The sequence below is a fragment of the Zoogloea sp. genome (genome assembly GCF_041911615.1).
Classification (GTDB): Bacteria; Pseudomonadota; Gammaproteobacteria; order Burkholderiales; family Rhodocyclaceae; genus Zoogloea.
The window spans coordinates 1-17,865 of sequence record NZ_JAYROR010000115.1; the positions used below are offsets into that span (position 1 = coordinate 1).

The 17,865-nt window shown below is 68.3% G+C and carries 17 protein-coding genes and 1 other RNA gene; 14 read left to right on the plus strand and 4 right to left on the minus strand.

Features of this window, described 5'->3' with window-relative positions; all coding sequences use genetic code 11:
* The coding region (locus ACE3P2_RS14855) for a murein transglycosylase A (RefSeq protein WP_374265812.1) at positions 1-1,113 on the plus strand (1,113 nt) is incomplete at its 5' end.
* 157 nt (positions 1,114-1,270) lie between these two features.
* Positions 1,271-2,119, plus strand: coding sequence for an EAL domain-containing protein (locus ACE3P2_RS14860; RefSeq protein WP_374265814.1), 849 nt, complete (start codon positions 1,271-1,273; stop codon positions 2,117-2,119).
* Between the two features lie 78 nt (positions 2,120-2,197).
* Here the strand turns inward: ACE3P2_RS14860 and ACE3P2_RS14865 are convergent, their stop codons facing one another.
* From ACE3P2_RS14865 to ACE3P2_RS14880, 4 genes are all read right to left on the minus strand, one after another.
* Positions 2,198-2,920: a DsbC family protein gene (locus ACE3P2_RS14865; RefSeq protein WP_374265816.1), complete on the minus strand. Its 723-nt coding sequence runs from the start codon at positions 2,918-2,920 to the stop codon at positions 2,198-2,200.
* Positions 2,921-2,955: 35 nt separating this feature from the next.
* On the minus strand, positions 2,956-4,119 hold the full coding sequence (locus ACE3P2_RS14870) for a UbiH/UbiF family hydroxylase (protein WP_374265818.1): 1,164 nt from the start codon (positions 4,117-4,119) through the stop codon (positions 2,956-2,958).
* 67 nt (positions 4,120-4,186) lie between these two features.
* Positions 4,187-4,708: a hypothetical protein gene (locus ACE3P2_RS14875; protein WP_374265820.1), complete on the minus strand. Its 522-nt coding sequence runs from the start codon at positions 4,706-4,708 to the stop codon at positions 4,187-4,189.
* A complete protein-coding gene (locus tag ACE3P2_RS14880; RefSeq protein ID WP_374265822.1) occupies positions 4,705-5,154 on the minus strand; it encodes a hypothetical protein in 450 nt (149 codons plus the stop codon). Before ACE3P2_RS14880 ends, ACE3P2_RS14875 begins: the two co-directional genes overlap by 4 nt.
* A 363-nt stretch (positions 5,155-5,517) precedes the next feature.
* On the opposite strand from ACE3P2_RS14880, the gene ACE3P2_RS14885 reads away from it, so the two are divergent.
* From ACE3P2_RS14885 to murG, 12 genes are all read left to right on the plus strand, one after another.
* Positions 5,518-5,949, plus strand: a complete 432-nt coding sequence (locus tag ACE3P2_RS14885; RefSeq protein WP_374265824.1) for a hypothetical protein — start codon at positions 5,518-5,520, stop codon at positions 5,947-5,949.
* 40 nt (positions 5,950-5,989) lie between these two features.
* An RNA gene (rnpB, locus tag ACE3P2_RS14890) (RNase P RNA component class A) lies at positions 5,990-6,383 on the plus strand.
* A gap of 363 nt (positions 6,384-6,746) precedes the next feature.
* Positions 6,747-7,196, plus strand: a complete 450-nt coding sequence (gene mraZ, locus ACE3P2_RS14895; protein ID WP_374265826.1) for a division/cell wall cluster transcriptional repressor MraZ — start codon at positions 6,747-6,749, stop codon at positions 7,194-7,196.
* Positions 7,193-8,122, plus strand: coding sequence for a 16S rRNA (cytosine(1402)-N(4))-methyltransferase RsmH (gene rsmH / locus ACE3P2_RS14900; RefSeq protein ID WP_374265828.1), 930 nt, complete (start codon positions 7,193-7,195; stop codon positions 8,120-8,122). Before mraZ ends, rsmH begins: the two co-directional genes overlap by 4 nt.
* Position 8,123: 1 nt before the next feature.
* Positions 8,124-8,390 carry a cell division protein FtsL gene (gene ftsL, locus ACE3P2_RS14905; RefSeq protein ID WP_153161995.1) on the plus strand — a complete coding sequence of 89 codons (267 nt, stop codon included), beginning with the start codon at positions 8,124-8,126 and terminating at the stop codon, positions 8,388-8,390.
* On the plus strand, positions 8,387-10,138 hold the full coding sequence (locus ACE3P2_RS14910; RefSeq protein ID WP_374265831.1) for a peptidoglycan D,D-transpeptidase FtsI family protein: 1,752 nt from the start codon (positions 8,387-8,389) through the stop codon (positions 10,136-10,138). Before ftsL ends, ACE3P2_RS14910 begins: the two co-directional genes overlap by 4 nt.
* Positions 10,135-11,652: a UDP-N-acetylmuramoyl-L-alanyl-D-glutamate--2,6-diaminopimelate ligase gene (locus tag ACE3P2_RS14915; protein WP_374265833.1), complete on the plus strand. Its 1,518-nt coding sequence runs from the start codon at positions 10,135-10,137 to the stop codon at positions 11,650-11,652. Before ACE3P2_RS14910 ends, ACE3P2_RS14915 begins: the two co-directional genes overlap by 4 nt.
* Positions 11,649-13,025, plus strand: a complete 1,377-nt coding sequence (murF, locus tag ACE3P2_RS14920; RefSeq protein WP_374265835.1) for a UDP-N-acetylmuramoyl-tripeptide--D-alanyl-D-alanine ligase — start codon at positions 11,649-11,651, stop codon at positions 13,023-13,025. Before ACE3P2_RS14915 ends, murF begins: the two co-directional genes overlap by 4 nt.
* 62 nt (positions 13,026-13,087) lie before the next feature.
* On the plus strand, positions 13,088-14,176 hold the full coding sequence (gene mraY, locus ACE3P2_RS14925) for a phospho-N-acetylmuramoyl-pentapeptide-transferase (RefSeq protein WP_374265837.1): 1,089 nt from the start codon (positions 13,088-13,090) through the stop codon (positions 14,174-14,176).
* 6 nt (positions 14,177-14,182) lie between these two features.
* Positions 14,183-15,574: a UDP-N-acetylmuramoyl-L-alanine--D-glutamate ligase gene (murD, locus tag ACE3P2_RS14930; protein ID WP_374265839.1), complete on the plus strand. Its 1,392-nt coding sequence runs from the start codon at positions 14,183-14,185 to the stop codon at positions 15,572-15,574.
* The gene (gene ftsW, locus ACE3P2_RS14935; RefSeq protein WP_374265841.1) at positions 15,571-16,806 is read left to right on the plus strand and encodes a putative lipid II flippase FtsW; all 1,236 of its coding nucleotides are present in this window, start codon (positions 15,571-15,573) and stop codon (positions 16,804-16,806) included. The genes murD and ftsW overlap by 4 nt, the downstream gene beginning before the upstream one ends.
* Positions 16,806-17,864 (plus strand): undecaprenyldiphospho-muramoylpentapeptide beta-N-acetylglucosaminyltransferase, encoded by a 1,059-nt coding sequence (murG, locus tag ACE3P2_RS14940; RefSeq protein WP_374265843.1) that lies wholly within the window; start codon positions 16,806-16,808, stop codon positions 17,862-17,864. Before ftsW ends, murG begins: the two co-directional genes overlap by 1 nt.
* Position 17,865 lies beyond the last annotated feature (1 nt).

The window sequence follows — 17,865 nt, forward strand, 5'->3', positions numbered from 1 at the left end:
CCGCCGGGGCCGGGTGCCGGGGGAGGCGCGCCGACGGGGGGCGCCCCGGCACCGCAGCCGCTCGCCCGTCCGTTGCAGGCAGCCACGTGGGGCGAGCTGCCCGGCTGGGGCGCCGACGCCGTCGACGAAGCCTGGCCCGCCTTCATGGCCTCGTGCCGTGCCGTCGGCCGGCAGGCTGTCTGGCAGGGGGTTTGCGAGGCGGCGCGAGGGCTCGGCGAGCGTCCGGGGACGGCGGCAGCGCGCAACTTCTTCGAGGCGCGCTTCACCCCGTGGCGGGTCAGCAACCCGGACGGCACGCGGGAGGGCCTGGTGACCGGTTACTACGAGCCGTTGATCCGCGGCAGCCGCCACAAGGGCGGGGCGTATCAGTGGCCGGTGCTGGGCGTGCCGGATGATCTGCTGACGATCGATCTCGGTGAGCAGTTTCCCGAGCTGAAGGGCCAGCGCGTGCGCGGCCGGCTGGTCGGCCGTCGGGTCGTGCCCTATTACTCGCGTGCCGAGGTGGCCCGCCAGGCCGACAAGTTCGCCGGCAAGACGATCCTCTATGCCGAGGATGCGGTCGAGTTGTTCTTCCTTCAGGTGCAGGGTTCCGGCCGCGTTCAGCTGCCGGACGGCAGCACGGTGCGTCTCGCCTATGCCGATACCAACGGTCATCCCTACCAGTCCATCGGCCGCTGGCTGGCGGACAAAGGCGAGCTGCGCGTCGAGCAGGCGTCGATGGAGGGCATCAAGGGCTGGGCGCGGGCCAATCCGGGCCGTCTGCAGGAAATGCTCAACGCCAATCCGAGCTACGTGTTTTTCCGCGAGATGCCCCACAGCACCGGCGGGCCGGTGGGGGCGCTGGGCCAGCCGCTGACCGATGGTCGCAGTCTGGCGGTGGACCCGCGCAGCATTCCGCTGGGGGCGCCGGTATTCCTGTCCACCACCTATCCCAACAGCAGCCAGCCGCTGCGTCGGCTGATGCTGGCGCAGGACACCGGCACCGCGATCAAGGGGGGGGTGCGGGGCGACTTTTACTGGGGGTTCGGTGCCGAGGCGGGCGCCCAGGCCGGCCGCATGCGCCAGAAGGGCGAGATGTGGGTGCTCTATCCGCGCGATCAGGTGCCGCGCTGAGCCGACGGGCGCTGCGTGTCGGCCGCGGCCGGGCGGATCGTAGTTTTGTAATAAGTTTTTCTTAAATTCATGGTTTGCCGGCGCCTTCCCAGGCGTTACCGTGCGAAGCTGGTGTCAAGCCTTCTGGCGCCATTCGATTTGCATTGCGGAGACCATCGTGCCCCTCACCGAACTCGTTCATTACTTCAACAAGCGTAACCGGCTGGTCCGCGGAACGGCTGAAGATGAGGGTTTCCGGATCGTGGATGGGCGCGTGCAGGCGCGTTTTGGCGGACGGGTGCTCGGTACGCTGTTCCAGCCCGTGGCCGAACGGGTGGGTGGGCTGCCGGTGGGGCACGAGGCGCATCTGCAGGTGCTCGAAGGGGAAGGGCGCGGGCTGCCGGCGCAGGCGGTGTTCCTGGATGCGCGGGATGACGACGAGCTGATTCACCTCGATCGGGTGGCCCGCACCCTGCACGCCCTCAACTTCCTGCTGGAGCGGGCGCAGCAGGGGGGCTTCCTGGCCCTCAACGTGCATCCGCAGCTGATCCGTGCGGTGCGCGACCACCACGGCCACGTTTTCGAGTCGGTGTTGTCCCGCTGCGGCTTGACGCCGGACCGCATCGTGCTGGAGCTGACCGACGACGGCTTCGAGGATCGCGCCCGGCTGGCTGCGGCGATCGGCGAATACCGGGAGCGCGGTTATCGCGTCGCGATCGATAACTTTGGTCGTCATTCGTCCGATCTGGATCGTCTCGAGGCGCTGGCGCCCGACGTGGTCAAGCTCGATCGCAGCCTGATCGGCCATGCCGGTCACCTGAGCCTCGCCAAGCGGGTGCTCACCGAGATGAGTGCCGAGATTCACCGCCTCGGGCTGCGCGTGGTGTGCCAGTGCATCGAGAACCCGCTGCAGCGGCAGGTGGCGCAGGACGCCGGCGTGGATTGGCTGCAGGGCCATCTGATCGGCCGGCCGGTGCCGCATTGCCTGCCCATCGTGCAGCCGCGCCGGCCCCGCGCGGCGGCCTGAATCGACATCGCCCGGAAAAGGCCGGGCCCCATGCAAAAGGGCTGCCGAGGCAGCCCTTTTGGGTGACGTGGAGGCCGCTTACTTGGCCGCCTGGGCCATCGCCTGTTCGAGCTGGGCCAGCGGTACGGCGCCGGGGAGCCGGTTGCCGTCGGCGGTGAAGATCGTCGGCGTGCCGGTGACCTTCATCTTCTGGCCGAGGGCCACGTTCTTGTCGATGGCGCTGGTGTCGCAGCTGGCGGCCGCGGCGGCGGGCGCCTTGCCGGCGGTCATCCAGTCGTTCCAGGCGGTGGCGCGATCCTTGGCGCACCAGATGTTCTTCGACTTGTCGGTGGAGTCGGGGCTGAGGATCGGGTACAGGAAGGTGTAGATCGTGGCGTCCTTGAGGCCTTGCAGATCCTTGGCGAGGCGCTTGCAGTAGCCGCAGTTGGGGTCTTCGAAGCTGGCGATGACGCGCTTGCCGTTGCCACGGACCTGCTTGATGGCCTGGTCGAGGGGCAGGGTGGCGAAGTCGATCTTGAGCAGCTGGGCCATGCGGGCCTGGGTGACGTTCTTGCGGGTCTTGGCGTCGATCACGCTGCCGTCGATGATGAAGCCGACGTTGGCATCGGTGTAGAGCAGCTCGCCCGATTTGAGCACGACTTCGTAGAGCCCGCCGTAGGGGGTTTTCTTGACGCTGTCGACCGCCGGGGCGTTCAGGAAGTTTTCGAGGTTCTTCTTGACCGAGGCTTCGTCGGCGGCATGGGCAACGCCGGCTGCGAGCAGGAGGGTGGCGAACAGCGAGCGTGCGAAGGGGAATTTCATCCGGGATCTCCAGGTACGGCGGATTCGAAAGGCGTTCAGAAACGGCCCGCGATGGCGTAGCGGACCAGTGCGTTGCGTATGACCGGCACGCGGTTGGTGAGGTTCAGCCCGATGTTGCGCAGACCGGACAGTAACGGGTCGGCCGGTTTGAACAGCTTGTTGAGGCCGTGGGTGGTGTATTGCAGCAGCGCGGTCTCCTCGGCGCGGGCGCGGGCGTAGGCGCGCAGCACCGCGAGCTCGCCCGGGTCGCGCCAGGCGGGCAGGCCCTTGATCTGCTCGGCCAGCACGCGGGCGTCCTGGTAGCCCAGGTTGATGCCGTGGCCCGAGAGCGGGTGGATCGCGTGGGCGGCATCGCCGATCAGGGCGAGGCGGGGCTGCACGACGGTCTCGACGCGCATCAGGCGCAACGCGAAGGCTGCCGCGGGCGTGACCAGCTCGAGCCTGCCCAGGCGCTGGCCGCCGGCGTCGGCGACGCGGGCGCAGAGGGCTTCGGGCGACAGGCCGACGAGCTCGTCGGCGAGGGCGTCGGGGGCCGACCAGACCATCGACATGTGGTTGTCGGGCAAGGGCAGGTAGGCCAGCACGCCGTCGGGGCGGAACCACTGGAAGGCGGTGTTGCGGTGGGGCTTCTCGCAGCGGAAGTTGGCGACCACGCCCTTTTCGTCATACGGCGTGTTGCGCGCGCCGATGCCGACCGCCTGGCGTACCCAAGAGTCGCGACCGTCGGCGGCGACGACCAGCCTTGCTTCGATGCGGCGGCCGTCGGTGAGGGTGAGGCGGGCGGCGCTGTCGTCAATGGCGAGTGCCGCCGGCGAGGCCGGGCAGACCAGGGTGACGTTGTGCTGGCGTTTGACGGTTTCCCACAGCTCCTGCTGCATGAGGCTGGATTCGAGGATCCAGGCGAGTTCGCGCAGGCCGCTGTCGTAGGCCGAGAAGTCGAGGCGGCCGCCGGCGTCGCCGTGGATCTCCATGTCGTACACGGGTGCCATGCGCGCCGGGTCGAGGTGCTGCCAGATGCCGATGGACGAGAGGAAGTCGACGTTGGTGGGGCTGATCGCGTAGATGCGCGCGTCCCAGCCTTGGGGGCGGAAGGGTGGGCGGGCTTCGACGATGCCGACCTTGAGCGTGCTGCCGCGCAGTGCGGCGGCGAGTGCGGCGCCAGCCAGCCCGGCGCCCACGATGAGTACATCGAATTTCATGGGGAATCTCCTGCGCCGGGATTGTGCCGGACGGCGCAGGGGAAGTCACTCGCGGCGGCGTGGCGACTCAGCGCGGGGGTTGGGTCGGCGGCGGCGGGGGCGGGTAGTAGTAAGGCGTGCCGCCGCTCGGCGCGGGCGCGGGGTGTCGGTAGCCGTAGCCCGGCAGCTGGTTGCCCTTGGCGTACATGCACTGCTGGTAGGCGATGTCGTAGCGGCGCTGGGCGTCCGCGCCGGCGTAGGTCGCCTGGCTGCTGCCGCTGGCGGTGCCGGCCACCATGCCCACCGCGGCTCCAGCGGCAGCGCCCTGGTTGCCGCCGGCAAGTCCGCCGACGGCTGCGCCGACCGCCGTTCCAACGGCTGCGCTGCCGATCATGGCCTGGGCGGCGACGTCGCGCGGGGCGATGCCGATGGCCTGGTCCGCGTAGTTGCGGCACTGGCGATCCTCGAGGGTAAACAGGTCGAGGGGTTTGCCGGGGGCGGGCATGACGACGGCGCGCGGCCCGCTGGGGAGGCTGGCGCAGCCGACGACGAGAAGCAGCGGTAGCGCCAGGCTCAGCCTGAGCGCGGGGGCGCGGGGTGAGGTGTTCATTCTTCGAGCGCTCCTTCGGGAACGGCGGGTGCCGCAGGTGCGGCCGGCGGCGTGGCGGCGACCGGGCGCCAGGCTTCGGGGCAGCGCTGCACGTAAGGGTAGTAGCCCTTGGCGCTGTCGCAGTAGTACCAGTTCTGGGTGTCGGCCGGGGCGGCCTGGGTGCTGCCGGTGGGCGCCGCTGGCACACTGCGCCAGCCTTCCGGGCAGGTCTGCGCGTACGGGTAATACGACTTTGCGCTTTCGCAGTAGTACCAGCTCTGAGGGGCGGGAGGAAGATTGGGCAGCACGATCGGCGCCTCCTGCTGTACCACGGCCGGCGGGTAGTTGTAATAGGGCGGTGGAAACATCATCCACGGCGAGCCGACGATCCACCAGCCGTTGTAGCTACCCCGGTATCCGTCGTGGCGGCCGGGCGACGACCACAGGCGCGGCAACGGTGCCGGCATTGGCGCCGGCCCGCGGACGCGCCCCAGGCCGGCAGTCCGCCGCGAAAGTGGATGCCTCGATCCGCGTGGGCGGGAAGCGCCTGCATCGCGCCGGCAAGGCTCAGTGCGAGCAGTAGCAGCGTGCGGACGGGGAGGGGGGACGGCGTTTTCATCACGTCGGGTTCCAGTTGGTGGATTCTTTCATTGCAGCACCGGGGGCTGCGCAAGGTAAGGGCGCAAGCCGGGGAGACGTAACCGGATGCGACCGCGGCGGGCGTTGGCAATCCTTGCTTACAGCTTCGGTTTTATCACGGGATGCAGTGCAGAAAGCGTGACGTGGCGCCGTAAACACCGCATATCGGCAAACTGGATTCTGGTTGCTCCATGGATGTTCGCAAGCTCGTCGTTGCCCTCGGCGTCCTCATCGTGCTCGCGGTGGGGGTGGTGCTGTATCTGAAACTTGAGGCGCCGCCGATCGAACGGCGGCGGGACGATCCGGCGCTGGCCGCACGGGTCGAGGTGGAGCACGGCCCCGCATTGCGGGCGATGGGCATCCGCAGCGTCGGCGTCGATCGCAAGACCGAGGACGTCGTGGTGGTCTTCGCGGGGGGCGGCCGCCTCGGGCGACGGGTGGCGGGACGACTGCCGGGGCTGGCCAGCGCGGGGGGCTGTGGAGAACTGGATGTCGGCATCGCGATCAACGGCGAGTCGCTGACGGCCTGGGGCGATGCCAGCGGCCCGTCGTTCTATGCGCGCCTCGACTGCGTGATCGACGAGGTGGTCGTGCAGGCGGCCGATCTGCGTGAACCCGACTAAGCGGGCAGGGGCGGGCCGAAGCGGCTATACTGCGCGCCGGGAAGTTCGCCAGGCAGTCGCGGTGCGTTTCGCGCATCGAGGAAAGTCCGGGCCCCATAGAGCAGGATGCCGGCTAACGGCCGGGCGCCATACGCCCTCGGGCTAAAGCGACGGAAAGTGCAACAGAGAGCAGACCGCCGATGGCCGCCTCCGGGCGGATCAGGCAAGGGTGAAACGGTGGGGTAAGAGCCCACCGCGGCACTGGCAACAGTGACGGCACGGTAAACCCCATCCGGGGCAAGGCCAAATAGGGGGACGTCGACGCTGCTCGCGGAGTCCCCGGGTAGGCTGCTTGAGCGGCGCGGCAACGCGTCGACCAGAGGAATGATTGCCCGGCGGGGCGGCTTTCGGGTCGCCTCGCTCGACAGAACCCGGCTTATCGGCGAGCTTCCCCCATTCCCTCGCGACGCAATTTCGTCGTTCCCCACCCTTTTTCACGTTTGTGACTTTTTTCGCGATACGCCTTGTTGCGTAACACGTTTTTTCATTTCGCGCCCTGCAGCCTTTCGGCTGCCTCTCTCCGGGTTGGCGTGCCCCCGATTTCATCCGCAACTTTTGCAATCTTCGCTACTGACGTTGATTTGTAAGCGGATTTCCTACGGCGCACCTCCCGTTTCCTAAGTGCTTGTGGCGAAAAGAGATTTGCTCCGTGCTCAACTTGACCGGGTATTTTTTTTGCTCTAAAGTGGGACGAAGTGGACGAAAGTGGGAAAAAGTGAGTTTTTCCGGTTCGTCGGGGTAGGAAAGTGGGGTCTTCAATGTTCCAAGGCGCAGCGGCGCTCAGTCTCGATGCGAAGGGTCGCCTGGCGATTCCTGCGCGGCATCGGGACGCGCTCGCCAAGCTCGCCGCCGGGAACGCGCTGGTTCTCACCGCCCACCCCCATCGCTGCCTGCTGATCTACCCCGCTCCTGCCTGGGAGCCGATCCGCGACAAGGTGCTCGCCGGTTCGAGCCTCGATCAGCGTTCCGCCCTGCTCAAGCGTCTGCTCGTGGGTTATGCCCGCGACGAGGAGATGGATTCGGCCGGGCGCGTCCTGATCGCGCCGGAGTTGCGCAGCTTTGCCCAGCTCGAAAAGCAGGTGCATCTGGTCGGGCAGGGGGATCACTTCGAACTGTGGTCGGATGCGGGCTGGCAGAAGCAGCAGGAGGCGATCTTCGCCCTGGGTGCAGATCTGATGCCCGCTGGTTGGGAAACCTTGCCGCTGTGAGCGCCGCGCCGCATATCACGGTGCTGCTGAAAGAGGCGGTGGAGGCGCTGGCGATCAAGCCGGACGGTATCTACGTCGACGGCACCTTCGGTCGCGGCGGGCATAGCCGGGCGATCCTGGCGCAGCTCGGGCCGCAGGGGCGGCTGATCGCCTTCGATCGCGATCCGAAGGCGGTGGCGGCGGGGCGCGAGATTGCGGATCCGCGTTTCGAGCTGGTGCATGCGCCGTTCTCGGAGTTCGCCGAGGCGCTTGCTGAGCGCGGCATTGTGCGCGTGGATGGGGTTTTGCTGGATCTGGGGGTTTCGTCCCCACAGCTGGATGAAGCCGAGCGGGGCATGAGTTTTCGCTTCGATGCGCCGCTCGACATGCGAATGGATACGACCCGCGGGATGACCGCGGCAGCGTGGCTGGCAGAAGCGCCGGTCGCCGACATAACCCGGGTACTGAGGGAATACGGTGAAGAACGGTTTGCTTATGAGATTGCAAAGGCGATTGTTGCTGCTCGGGCAGGGGGGCATGTCGCAACCACTGGACAGCTTGCCGCGATCGTGGAAGAGACGGTCTGGAAGCGCGAGCCGGGCCAGCACCCTGCGACGCGCACCTTCCAGGCTCTTCGGATTTTCGTCAATCAAGAGCTCGAGGAGCTGTCGCTAGTCCTGCCGCAGGTCGTGGCAGCACTGGCGGCCGGAGGCCGTCTGGTGGTGATCAGCTTTCACTCCCTCGAGGATCGCATCGTCAAGCGCTTCATGCGCGACGAGTCGCGGCCGCCGCAGCTGCCGGCGCGGCTGCCGGTGCGTGCCGCCGATCTGCCCAAGCCCAGGCTCGTGCTGGTTGGCAAACAGGTGCGCCCGTCCGACGAGGAGATCGCGGCGAATCCCCGCTCGCGCAGTGCCGTGATGCGCATCGCCGAGCGGGCGGAGTCCTGACGTGGCGCGCCTGACCGGATTCCTCGTGATGCTGGTAGTGGCGAGCAGCCTCGGCGTGGTCGCGTCCCAGCACCAGGCCCGCAAGCTCTACGCCGCCGTCGAGCGCGAGCAGCAACGCTCCCAGCAGCTCGAGGTCGAGTGGGGCCAGCTGCAGCTGGAGCAAAGCACCTGGGCGGCCCACGCCCGCATCGAAAAACTCGCACGCGAGAAACTCGCGATGCGCCCGCCTCTGCCCGGGCAGATCATCGCCATCGAGGAGCGGCCATGAAAAAGGCCAAGAAGGGCGTCACCTTCAACCACAACCCCCTGCTGCGCTCCGAGCTGCCGGCCTGGCGCTCGCGCTTCGTCCTGCTGTGTCTGCTCGGCGGCTCCGTCGCGCTGGTCGGCCGGGCCGCCTACCTGCAGGGCGTGAACGATCAGTTCCTGCAGGCCAAGGGCGAATCGCGCTACGCGCGGGTGCTCGAGGTGCCGGCCACCCGTGGCAAGATCACCGACCGCCAGGGCGACGTGCTCGCGGTGTCGTCGCCGGTCAAGTCGATCTGGGCGATTCCCGAGGATGCGCGCCTCAACCCGTCGCAGACCCGCCAGCTCGCCGGCCTGCTCGAAATGCCGGTGCAGGATCTCAACCAGAAGCTCGGCGTCGACAAGGATTTCGTCTACCTCAAGCGCCAGGTGTCGCCTGAGCTGGCCGAGCGCATCGCCGCGCTCAAGCTGCCGGGCATCCACGACCAGCGCGAATACCGCCGCTTTTACCCCGGTGGCGACGTGATGGCCCACGTGCTGGGCTTCACCGGCGTGGACGACAAGGGGCAGGAGGGCATCGAACTGGCGTTCGAATCGTCCCTGGCCGGCAAGCCGGGCTCGCGCCGGGTCGTCAAGGATCGGCGTGGCAACGTCGTGGAGGACGTCCAGTCGATTCGCCCGCCTCAGGACGGGCGCGAGGTCGCGCTGTCCATCGACAACAAGATCCAGTACCTCGCCCACGCCGCGCTCAAACAGGCAATGACCGACCACAAGGCCAAGGCCGGTGGCGTGGTGGTGATCGACGCCAAGACCGGTGAGATCCTCGCCCTGGCCAACGCGCCCACCTACAACCCGAACAATCGCGTCAAGCTCACCGGCGACCAGCTGCGCAACCGCGCACTGACCGACACCTACGAGCCCGGTTCGACGATGAAGCCCTTCACTGCCGCGCTGGCGCTGGAAAAGGGCAAGGTCACCGCCAACACCATCATCAACTGCGCGCCCGGCCGCATGACCATCGGCACCGCGACGATCTCCGACGCGCACCCCCACGGCGCGCTCACCGTCGCCCAGGTGATCCAGAAATCGTCGAACATCGGCGCCGCCAAGATGGCCTTGAGCTTCCCGCCCGAAACCATGTGGAAGATGTTCGACGACCTGGGCTTCGGCTCGCCGCTCAAGCTGGGCTTCCCTGGCGAAGTGGGCGGTCGTCTGCGCCCCGCCAAGAGCTGGCGCCCGATCGAGCAGGCCACCATGTCCTACGGCCACGGCATGTCGGTGAGCCTGATGCAGATCGCCAACGCGTACCAGGTGTTCGCCCGCGACGGCGACATCGTGCCGCTGTCGTTGTCCCGTCTCGACACGCCGCCGGTGCATGGCACCCGCGTGTTCTCCCCGCAGACCGCCCGCGAGCTGCGCCAGATGCTCGAAATGGTGGTCCAGCCGGGCGGCACCGCACAGCAGGCCAACGTGCCGGGCTACCGCGTCGGCGGCAAGACCGGTACCGCGATGAAGCTCGTCGGTGGCCGCTACGCCAACCGCTACGTGGCCTCCTTCGTCGGCATCGCGCCGATTTCCGACCCCCGCCTGATCGTTGCCGTGATGATCGACGAACCCTCCAATGGCAAGCATTACGGCGGCGATGTGGCCGCGCCGGTATTCGCCCAGGTGACCGGCGGCGCGCTGCGCACCCTCGGGGTCGCGCCGGATGCGCCGCTCAAGCCGCTGCAGGTGGCCCGTCAGGGCATCGCTCCCGCCCGGGAGGAGATGTGAAAGTCGATCTGCGCCAACAAGCCCAGGGCGTGCTCGCCCAGCTCGCCGCCGCCGGCGTCGAGGTCAGCCGGCTACGTCTCGATTCGCGCCAGGTGTGTGCCGGCGACGTTTTCCTGGCCTGTCCGGGGCACCGTTCGGATGGCCGCCGTTTCATCGTCGATGCGATCCACGCCGGTGCCGCCGCGGTGCTGTGGGAGCGCGACGGCTTCAGTTGGGATCCGGCCCTGCAGGTCCCGAATGTCGCCGTCGATGGCCTGAGCGCGCTGGCCGGCTATCTCGCCAACGAGGTCTACGGTCGACCGTCCGAAGCGTTGTGGCTGGTCGGCGTGACCGGCACCAACGGCAAGACCTCCGTCACCCAATGGCTGTCGCGCGCGTTCGCGGCGCTGGGGCGCAAGTGCGGCGTGATCGGTACCCTCGGCATCGGTTTTCCCGGGGCGCTCACCGCCAGCATCAACACCACCCCCGACAGTCTGACCCTGCACGCCACGCTGGCCGACTTCCGAGCCGCCAAGGCCGACGCGGCCGCCATGGAAGTCTCGTCGATCGGCCTCGATCAGCAGCGCCTGAACGGCCTGCACTTCGACGTGGCGGTGCTCACCAACCTGACCCGCGATCACCTCGACTACCACGGCAGCATGGAGAACTACGGCGCCGCCAAGGCCCGCCTGTTCGACATGCCGGGCCTCAAGGCCGTCGTGCTGAACCTCGACGACCGCTTCGGCATGGAGCAGGCCCGGCGCCTTGCCGGCCACGGCTTACAGGTGATCGGCTACACCCTGGTCGCTTCCAATGTCGATGCCGCGCCCGTCAATCGGGTGATCGTCGCCGAGCGGCTGACCACCACCGCAGCCGGCCTGCGCTTCACCGCCCGCTGCGGCAACGAATCCGCCGACATGTGCCCCAATCTGGTCGGCCAGTTCAACGTTTCCAACCTGCTGGCGGTGATCGGGACGCTGATGGCGTCGGGCTTTTCCCTCGAGGAAGCCGCCACCGTTGCCGAGGATCTCACCCCGCCGGTGGGCCGGATGCAGACGCTGGGCGGCATCGGTGATCCGCTGGTGGTCGTCGACTACGCCCACTCGCCCGACGCGCTGGAGCAGGTGCTCACTGCCGTGCGGGCCACCGTCAAGGCGCGTAACGGCCGGCTGACCTGCGTGTTCGGCTGCGGTGGCGACCGTGATCCGGGCAAGCGCCCGCTGATGGGCGAAGTCGCTAGCCGCCTCGCCGACACGGTGGTGCTGACCAGCGACAACCCCCGCGGCGAAGATCCGCAGGCGATCCTCCGCGACATCGCCGCCGGCGCCCGTGCCGACGTGATGACCATCCCCGATCGCGCCGAGGCCATCCGCAGCGCGATCCTCGCCGCCGCGCCCGACGACGTGATCGTCATCGCCGGCAAGGGCCACGAGCCCTATCAGGAGATCAATGGCGTGCGTCACCCGTTCTCCGACGTGGATCAGACCCGCGACGCCCTCGAAGCCTGGAACGATGCCCAGGGAGCACTTTCATGATGGATCTCCAGGAAGCCGCCCTGCTCACCGACGGCACCGCGGTGGGCGGCAACGCCACCTTCCTGTCGGTGAGCACCGACTCGCGCGCCATCCAGCCCGGCCAACTGTTCGTCGCCCTGCGCGGCGACCGCTTCGATGGCCATGAATTCGTCGCCGCCGTGGCGGCTCAGGGCGCGGTCGCCGCGATGGTCGATCGTGCCTGGGCGGCGGCCAACCCGGTACCGCTGCCGCTTCTCGTCGTGGACGACACCCGCCTGGGCCTCGGTCGTCTGGCCGCGGGCTGGCGGGCCCGCTTCGAGCTACCGCTGATCGGCGTCACTGGCAGCAACGGCAAGACCTCGGTCAAGGAGATGTGCGCCGCGATCCTGCGCGCCCAGGCGCGCCTGGATGGCTTCAACCCCGAGCTGGCGGTGCTCGCCACCAAGGGCAACCTGAACAACGACATCGGCCTGCCGCTGATGCTGCTGCGCATGTCGGGCAACCATCGTGCGGCGGTCATCGAAATGGGCATGAACCATCCCGGCGAGATCGGCTACCTCACGCATCTGGCGCGGCCCACCGTGGCGCTGGTGAACAACGCCCAGCGCGCCCACCTGCAGGGCATGGGCAGCGTCAACGAGGTCGCCCGCGAGAAGGGGGCGATCTACGAAGGCCTGCGCGGCGACGGCGTGGCGGTGATCAACGCCGACGACGCCTTCGCCGGATACTGGAAGGCCCTCAACGCCGGCCGCCGGGTGCTCACCTTCGGTCTCGGTGCCGGCGCCGACGTGAGCGCCCGTTGCACGACCCATGGCTTTGGTAGCGACGTGACGCTGCTCGCGCCTCAGGGCGAGGTGCGCTTCCGTCTGCAGGTGCCAGGCCAGCACAACGTGCGCAACGCGCTCGCCGCCGCGGCCGCCTGTCTGGCTGCCGGCGCGACGCTTGCCGCCGTGGCCGAGGGGCTGGGCGGATTCACCGGCACGCCGGGCCGGCTGCATGTGCGCAAGGGCCTCGGCGGTGCCGTGGTGATCGACGACAGCTACAACGCCAACCCTGATTCGATGCGCGCCGGCATCGCAGTGCTGGCCGCGACCCCGGGCCGCAAGATCCTCGTGATCGGCGACATGGGCGAGATCGGCGAGCAGAGTTTCCAGTACCACGACGAGATCGGCGGTTACGCCAAGAGCGAAGGCGTCGATTTCCTGTTCGGGCTGGGTGAGATGAGCGAGGTTGCGGCGCGCAACTTCGGCGAAGGCGGTCACCACTTCGGCAAGCTCGACGATCTCGTCGCGGCGGTGAAGGCGGAATTGAACGAAGACACCGTGGTGCTGGTCAAGGGCTCGCGTTTCATGAAGATGGAACGGGTCGTGGACGCCATCGCGGAGAAGGTTTGAGATGAGTTTGGGTTGTACGGGGTTGGGTGCAGTGTCTTCCGTAACGTGCTCGGGGGAACACCATGCTGCTTGAACTGGCTTTGTGGCTCGGCAAGGACGCCCGCTTTTTCAACGTGTTCGGCTACATCACGCTGCGCACGGTGCTGGCGGCCGGTACGGCGCTGGTGCTGTCGCTGGTGTTCGGTCCGCCGGTGATCCGCTGGCTCGCCGCCAAGAAGATCGGCCAGGCGGTGCGCGACGACGGTCCCAAATCCCACCTCACCAAGGCCGGTACGCCCACGATGGGCGGTGCGCTGATCCTCATCTCGATCGCCGTCACCACGCTGCTGTGGGGCGACCTGCGCAACAAGTACGTGTGGGTCGTGCTGTTCGTGACCCTGGGATTCGGTGCGGTGGGCTGGGTCGATGACTGGCGCAAGGTGGTCTATCGCGATCCGAAGGGCCTGGCGAGCCGCTGGAAGTACTTCTGGACCTCGGCCATCGCGCTGGGCGCCGCCACCTTTCTCGGCCTCACCGCCACGCTGCCCGCCCAGATCGAGCTGATCGTGCCGTTCTTCAAGGCCGTCGCCTACCCGCTGGGTGTGTTCGGCTTCATCATCCTGAGCTACTTCGTGATCAACGGCACCAGCCACTCGGTCAACCTCACCGACGGCCTGGACGGTCTCGCGATCATGCCGACGGTGATGGTGAGCGCGGCGCTGGCCATCTTCGCCTACGTGGCCGGTCACATGGGTTTCTCCAAGTACCTGGGCGTGCCCTACATCCCGGGCGCCGGCGAGCTGGCGGTGATCTGCGGCGCGATTGCAGGCGCGGGGCTGGGTTTCCTGTGGTTCAACGCCTATCCCGCCGAAGTCTTCATGGGCGACGTGGGCGCGCTGGCGCTGGGCGCCGCGATGGGCACCATCGCCGTCATCGTCCGCCAGGAGATCGTGCTATTCATCATGGGCGGCCTGTTCGTGGCCGAGGCCCTGTCGGTGATGGTGCAGGTGCTGTATTTCAAGTACACCGGCGGCAAGCGCATCTTCCGGATGGCGCCGCTGCACCACCACTATGAGCTCGGTGGCTGGAAGGAGACCCAGGTCGTGGTGCGTTTCTGGATCATCACGATCATGCTGGTGCTGTTCGGCCTGTCCACCCTCAAGCTGCGGTGAGCGACGATGGCCCGCGCTAATCTCACACTCGTTCTCGGCCTTGGCGAATCCGGCCTGGCGATGGCCCGCTGGCTGGCCCGCCAGGGCGTGCCGCTGCGCGTTGCCGATTCCCGCGAGGCGCCACCGGGCGTCGACAGCCTGCGGGCCGCCGCACCGGCGGCCCAAATTGTCACCGGGGCGTTTTCCGAAGCGCTGCTCGACGGCGTGGGGCGCATCGCCATCAGCCCGGGGCTCGATCCGCGTCAGCCGCTGGTGCAGGCCGCACGGGCGCGCGGAATCGCCGTGATCGGCGAAATGTCGCTGTTCGTCGAGGCGCTCGAGCGTCTCGGCAAGCGTGGCGAGACCCACCTCATCGCGATCACCGGCACCAACGGCAAGACCACCACCACCACCCTCGCCGGCGAGATGGTCAAGGCGGCGGGCATTGATGGCGTCGTCGCCGGCAACATCAGCCCCGCTGCGCTCGACGTGCTGATGGATCGCCTCGACGCCGGCGCGCCGCTGCCGCAGTGGTGGGTGCTCGAACTCTCCAGTTTCCAGCTCGAAACCGAGCCGCCGCTCGACGCGGTGTCGGCCACCGTGCTCAACGTCACCGACGACCACCTCGACCGCTACGCCGGCCTCGACGACTATGCCGCCGCCAAGGCCGCGGTGTTCCACGGTGCCGGCGTGCAGGTGCTGAACCGCGAGGACGCGCGCGTCAAGGCGATGGCCCTGCCCGGCCGTCGGGTGTTCAGCTTCGGCATCGACGCGCCTGCCGGCGCCGACGATTTCGGCATCCTCCACGATGCCGACGGCGAATGGCTGGCGCGCGGCGCCGACAGGCTGCTCCGCCGCGACGCGATGAAGCTCGCCGGCAACCACAATGTAGCCAACGCGCTCGCCGCGCTGGCCCTCTGCGAAGCCGCCGGCCTGCCGCGCGAAGCGCTGATCGCCGCACTGAAGGCTTTCCGCGGCCTGCCGCACCGGGTCGAGCCGGTCGCCGAGCGCGCCGACGGCGTCATCTACTACGACGACTCGAAAGGCACCAATGTCGGTGCCACCGTGGCAGCCCTCGAAGGCTTGCGCCGCAAGGTCGTGCTGATCGCCGGCGGTGACGGCAAGGGGCAGGATTTCTCGCCCCTGAAGGATGCCTTCGCCCGCTACGCCCGCGCCGTGGTGCTGATTGGCCGCGATGCCGACGCCATCGAGGCGGCGGTTGCCGGCTGTGGTGTGCCCCTCGTTCACGCCGCCGACATGGACGCGGCCGTCCTCGACGCCAACGCCCGCGCCTCGGCCGGCGACGTGGTGCTGCTGTCGCCGGCGTGCGCCAGCCTCGACATGTTCCGCAACTATGCCCACCGCGCGCAGGTTTTCATCGACGCGGTGAGGCGCCTGCCCGACGTTCGCCCCGTATGAAACTCGCCGCCAGCATCTCCGGGTTCCTGGCCCGCCACGCCGAAGACAGTGCCGCGCCGGTGACGAGCCGCGCGGTGCGCCGTCTCATGCAGCCCCTCGGCCAGCCCCGCGAACTCGATCCGTGGCTGATCTGGTCGGCAGCGTCCTTGCTGCTGCTCGGCCTCATCATGGTGTTTTCCGCTTCGATCGCCACCGCCGAGGGGAGCCGCATGTTCGGCCACCAGCCCGCTTACTTCCTGGTGCGCCACGCGGTGTTCCTGGCCATCGGGGTGATCGCCGGGGTGATGGTGTTCCAGATTCCCATGCGCGCCTGGCAGGAGATGGCGCCATGGCTGTTCATCGCCGGCGTCGTGCTGCTGCTGATCGTGCTGATTCCCCACGTCGGCCGAGATGTGAATGGTGCGCGCCGCTGGTTGCCGCTGGGGGTCGTCAACCTGCAGCCGTCGGAGTTGATGAAGCTCTTCGCCGCGCTCTATGCGGCCGACTACACCACCCGAAAACTGCCGCTCATGGGGAGCTTCAAGCAGGGTTTCGCGCCGATGGCCGGGGTGATCCTGTTCGTCGGCTTCCTGCTGCTGAAGGAGCCCGACTTCGGCGCCTTCGTGGTGATTACCGCGATCGCCTTCGGCGTGCTGTTCCTGGGTGGCATCAACGTGCGCCTGTTCGTGCTGCTGGCGGTCGTCGCGGCCATCGGTTTCGTGCTGCTCATCACCTTCTCGGAATACCGTCGCCAGCGCATCCTGGGCTTCATGGACCCGTGGCAGGACGCCTACGGCAAGGGCTACCAACTTTCCCACGCGCTGATCGCCTTCGGGCGCGGCGAGTGGTTCGGCGTCGGTCTGGGCGGGAGCATCGAGAAGCTCTTCTACCTGCCCGAGGCCCACACCGACTTCCTGCTCGCGGTGATCGCCGAGGAGCTCGGCTTCGTCGGCGTGGTGACGGTGGTGGTGATGTTCGCGATCCTGATCCAGCGCGCCTTCGCCATCGGCAAGCAGGCCATGACGCTGGAGCGGACCTACGCCGCGCTGGTCGCTCAGGGCATCGGCATCTGGCTCGGCGTGCAGTCCTTCATCAACATGGGCGTGAACATGGGCCTGCTGCCCACCAAGGGCCTGACCCTGCCGCTGATGAGTTTCGGTGGTTCCGGCATCCTCGCCAACTGCGTCGCGCTGGCGATCCTGCTGCGCATCGATTGGGAGAATCGCCAGATCATGCGCGGAGGCAGCGCCTGATGCCCACGCTGATGGTCATGGCCGGCGGTACCGGCGGCCACATCTTTCCCGGCCTGGCGGTGGCCGACGCGCTGCGCGCGCGCGGCTGGCGCGTGGTGTGGATGGGCAACCCCGACGGCATGGAAGCCCGCATCGTGCCGGCCAGTGGCTACGAGGTTGCGTGGGTGCGTTTCACCGCGCTGCGCGGCAAAGGCTTGCTGCGCAAGCTGCTGTTGCCCTTCAACCTGCTGCGCGGCTTTGCCCAGGCGCTGGCGCAGATCCGCCGCGTGAAGCCCGACGTGGTTCTCGGCATGGGCGGCTACGTGACCTTCCCCGGCGGCATGATGGCGGCGCTGCTCGGCCGCCCGGTGGTCGTGCACGAACAGAATTCCGTCGCCGGCCTTGCCAACCGGGTGCTCGCCGGCGTGGCCGACAAGGTCGTCACCGGCTTTCCCGAGGTGCTGAAGAAGGGCGAGTGGGCCGGCAACCCCGTGCGCGCCGAGATCACCGCCGTCGCGCCGCCGGCCGAGCGCTTCGCCGGTCGCGGCGGGCCGTTGAAGGTGCTGGTGGTCGGCGGCAGCCTGGGGGCCGCGGCGCTCAACGACGCGCTGCCCAAGGCGCTGGCGCTGCTCGACCCGGCCAGCCGGCCGCAGGTCACCCACCAGGCCGGCGCCAAGCAGATCGAAGCGCTGCGCGCGGCTTACCAGGCTGCCGGCGTCGAGGGCGAGTTGCTGCCCTTCATCGACGACATGGCCGACCGTTACGCCACGGCGGATCTGGTGATCTGCCGGTCGGGTGCCCTCACCGTGGCCGAACTCGCCGCCGTCGGGGTGGCCAGCGTGCTGGTGCCTTTCCCCCATGCCGTGGACGACCACCAGACCGGCAATGCCCGCTTCCTCGCCGAAGCCGGCGCGGCGGTGCTGCTGCCGCAAACCGAACTGTCGCCGCAGCGCATTGCCGCGCTGCTGCACGAAATGAACCGCGAGCGCCTGCTGGCGATGGCGACCAAGGCCCGTGCCTGCGCCAAGCCCGACGCCACGGCCCGCGTGGCCGACGTGTGCGCCAGCCTCGCTGCCTGAA

What these genes read in the sequence shown, in the direction of transcription:
- ACE3P2_RS14865 (WP_374265816.1), bottom strand. Translation starts at nt 2,920, where the DNA reads ATGAAATTCCCCTTCGCACGCTCGCTGTTCGCCACCCTCCTGCTCGCA.
- ACE3P2_RS14870 (WP_374265818.1), bottom strand. Translation starts at nt 4,119, where the DNA reads ATGAAATTCGATGTACTCATCGTGGGCGCCGGGCTGGCTGGCGCCGCA.
- ACE3P2_RS14875 (WP_374265820.1), bottom strand. Translation starts at nt 4,708, where the DNA reads ATGAACACCTCACCCCGCGCCCCCGCGCTCAGGCTGAGCCTGGCGCTA.
- ACE3P2_RS14880 (WP_374265822.1), bottom strand. Translation starts at nt 5,154, where the DNA reads ATGCCGGCACCGTTGCCGCGCCTGTGGTCGTCGCCCGGCCGCCACGAC.
- ACE3P2_RS14885 (WP_374265824.1), top strand. Translation starts at nt 5,518, where the DNA reads ATGGATGTTCGCAAGCTCGTCGTTGCCCTCGGCGTCCTCATCGTGCTC.
- mraZ (WP_374265826.1), top strand. Translation starts at nt 6,747, where the DNA reads ATGTTCCAAGGCGCAGCGGCGCTCAGTCTCGATGCGAAGGGTCGCCTG.
- ACE3P2_RS14910 (WP_374265831.1), top strand. Translation starts at nt 8,387, where the DNA reads ATGAAAAAGGCCAAGAAGGGCGTCACCTTCAACCACAACCCCCTGCTG.
- murF (WP_374265835.1), top strand. Translation starts at nt 11,649, where the DNA reads ATGATGGATCTCCAGGAAGCCGCCCTGCTCACCGACGGCACCGCGGTG.
- mraY (WP_374265837.1), top strand. Translation starts at nt 13,088, where the DNA reads ATGCTGCTTGAACTGGCTTTGTGGCTCGGCAAGGACGCCCGCTTTTTC.
- murD (WP_374265839.1), top strand. Translation starts at nt 14,183, where the DNA reads ATGGCCCGCGCTAATCTCACACTCGTTCTCGGCCTTGGCGAATCCGGC.
- ftsW (WP_374265841.1), top strand. Translation starts at nt 15,571, where the DNA reads ATGAAACTCGCCGCCAGCATCTCCGGGTTCCTGGCCCGCCACGCCGAA.
- murG (WP_374265843.1), top strand. Translation starts at nt 16,806, where the DNA reads ATGCCCACGCTGATGGTCATGGCCGGCGGTACCGGCGGCCACATCTTT.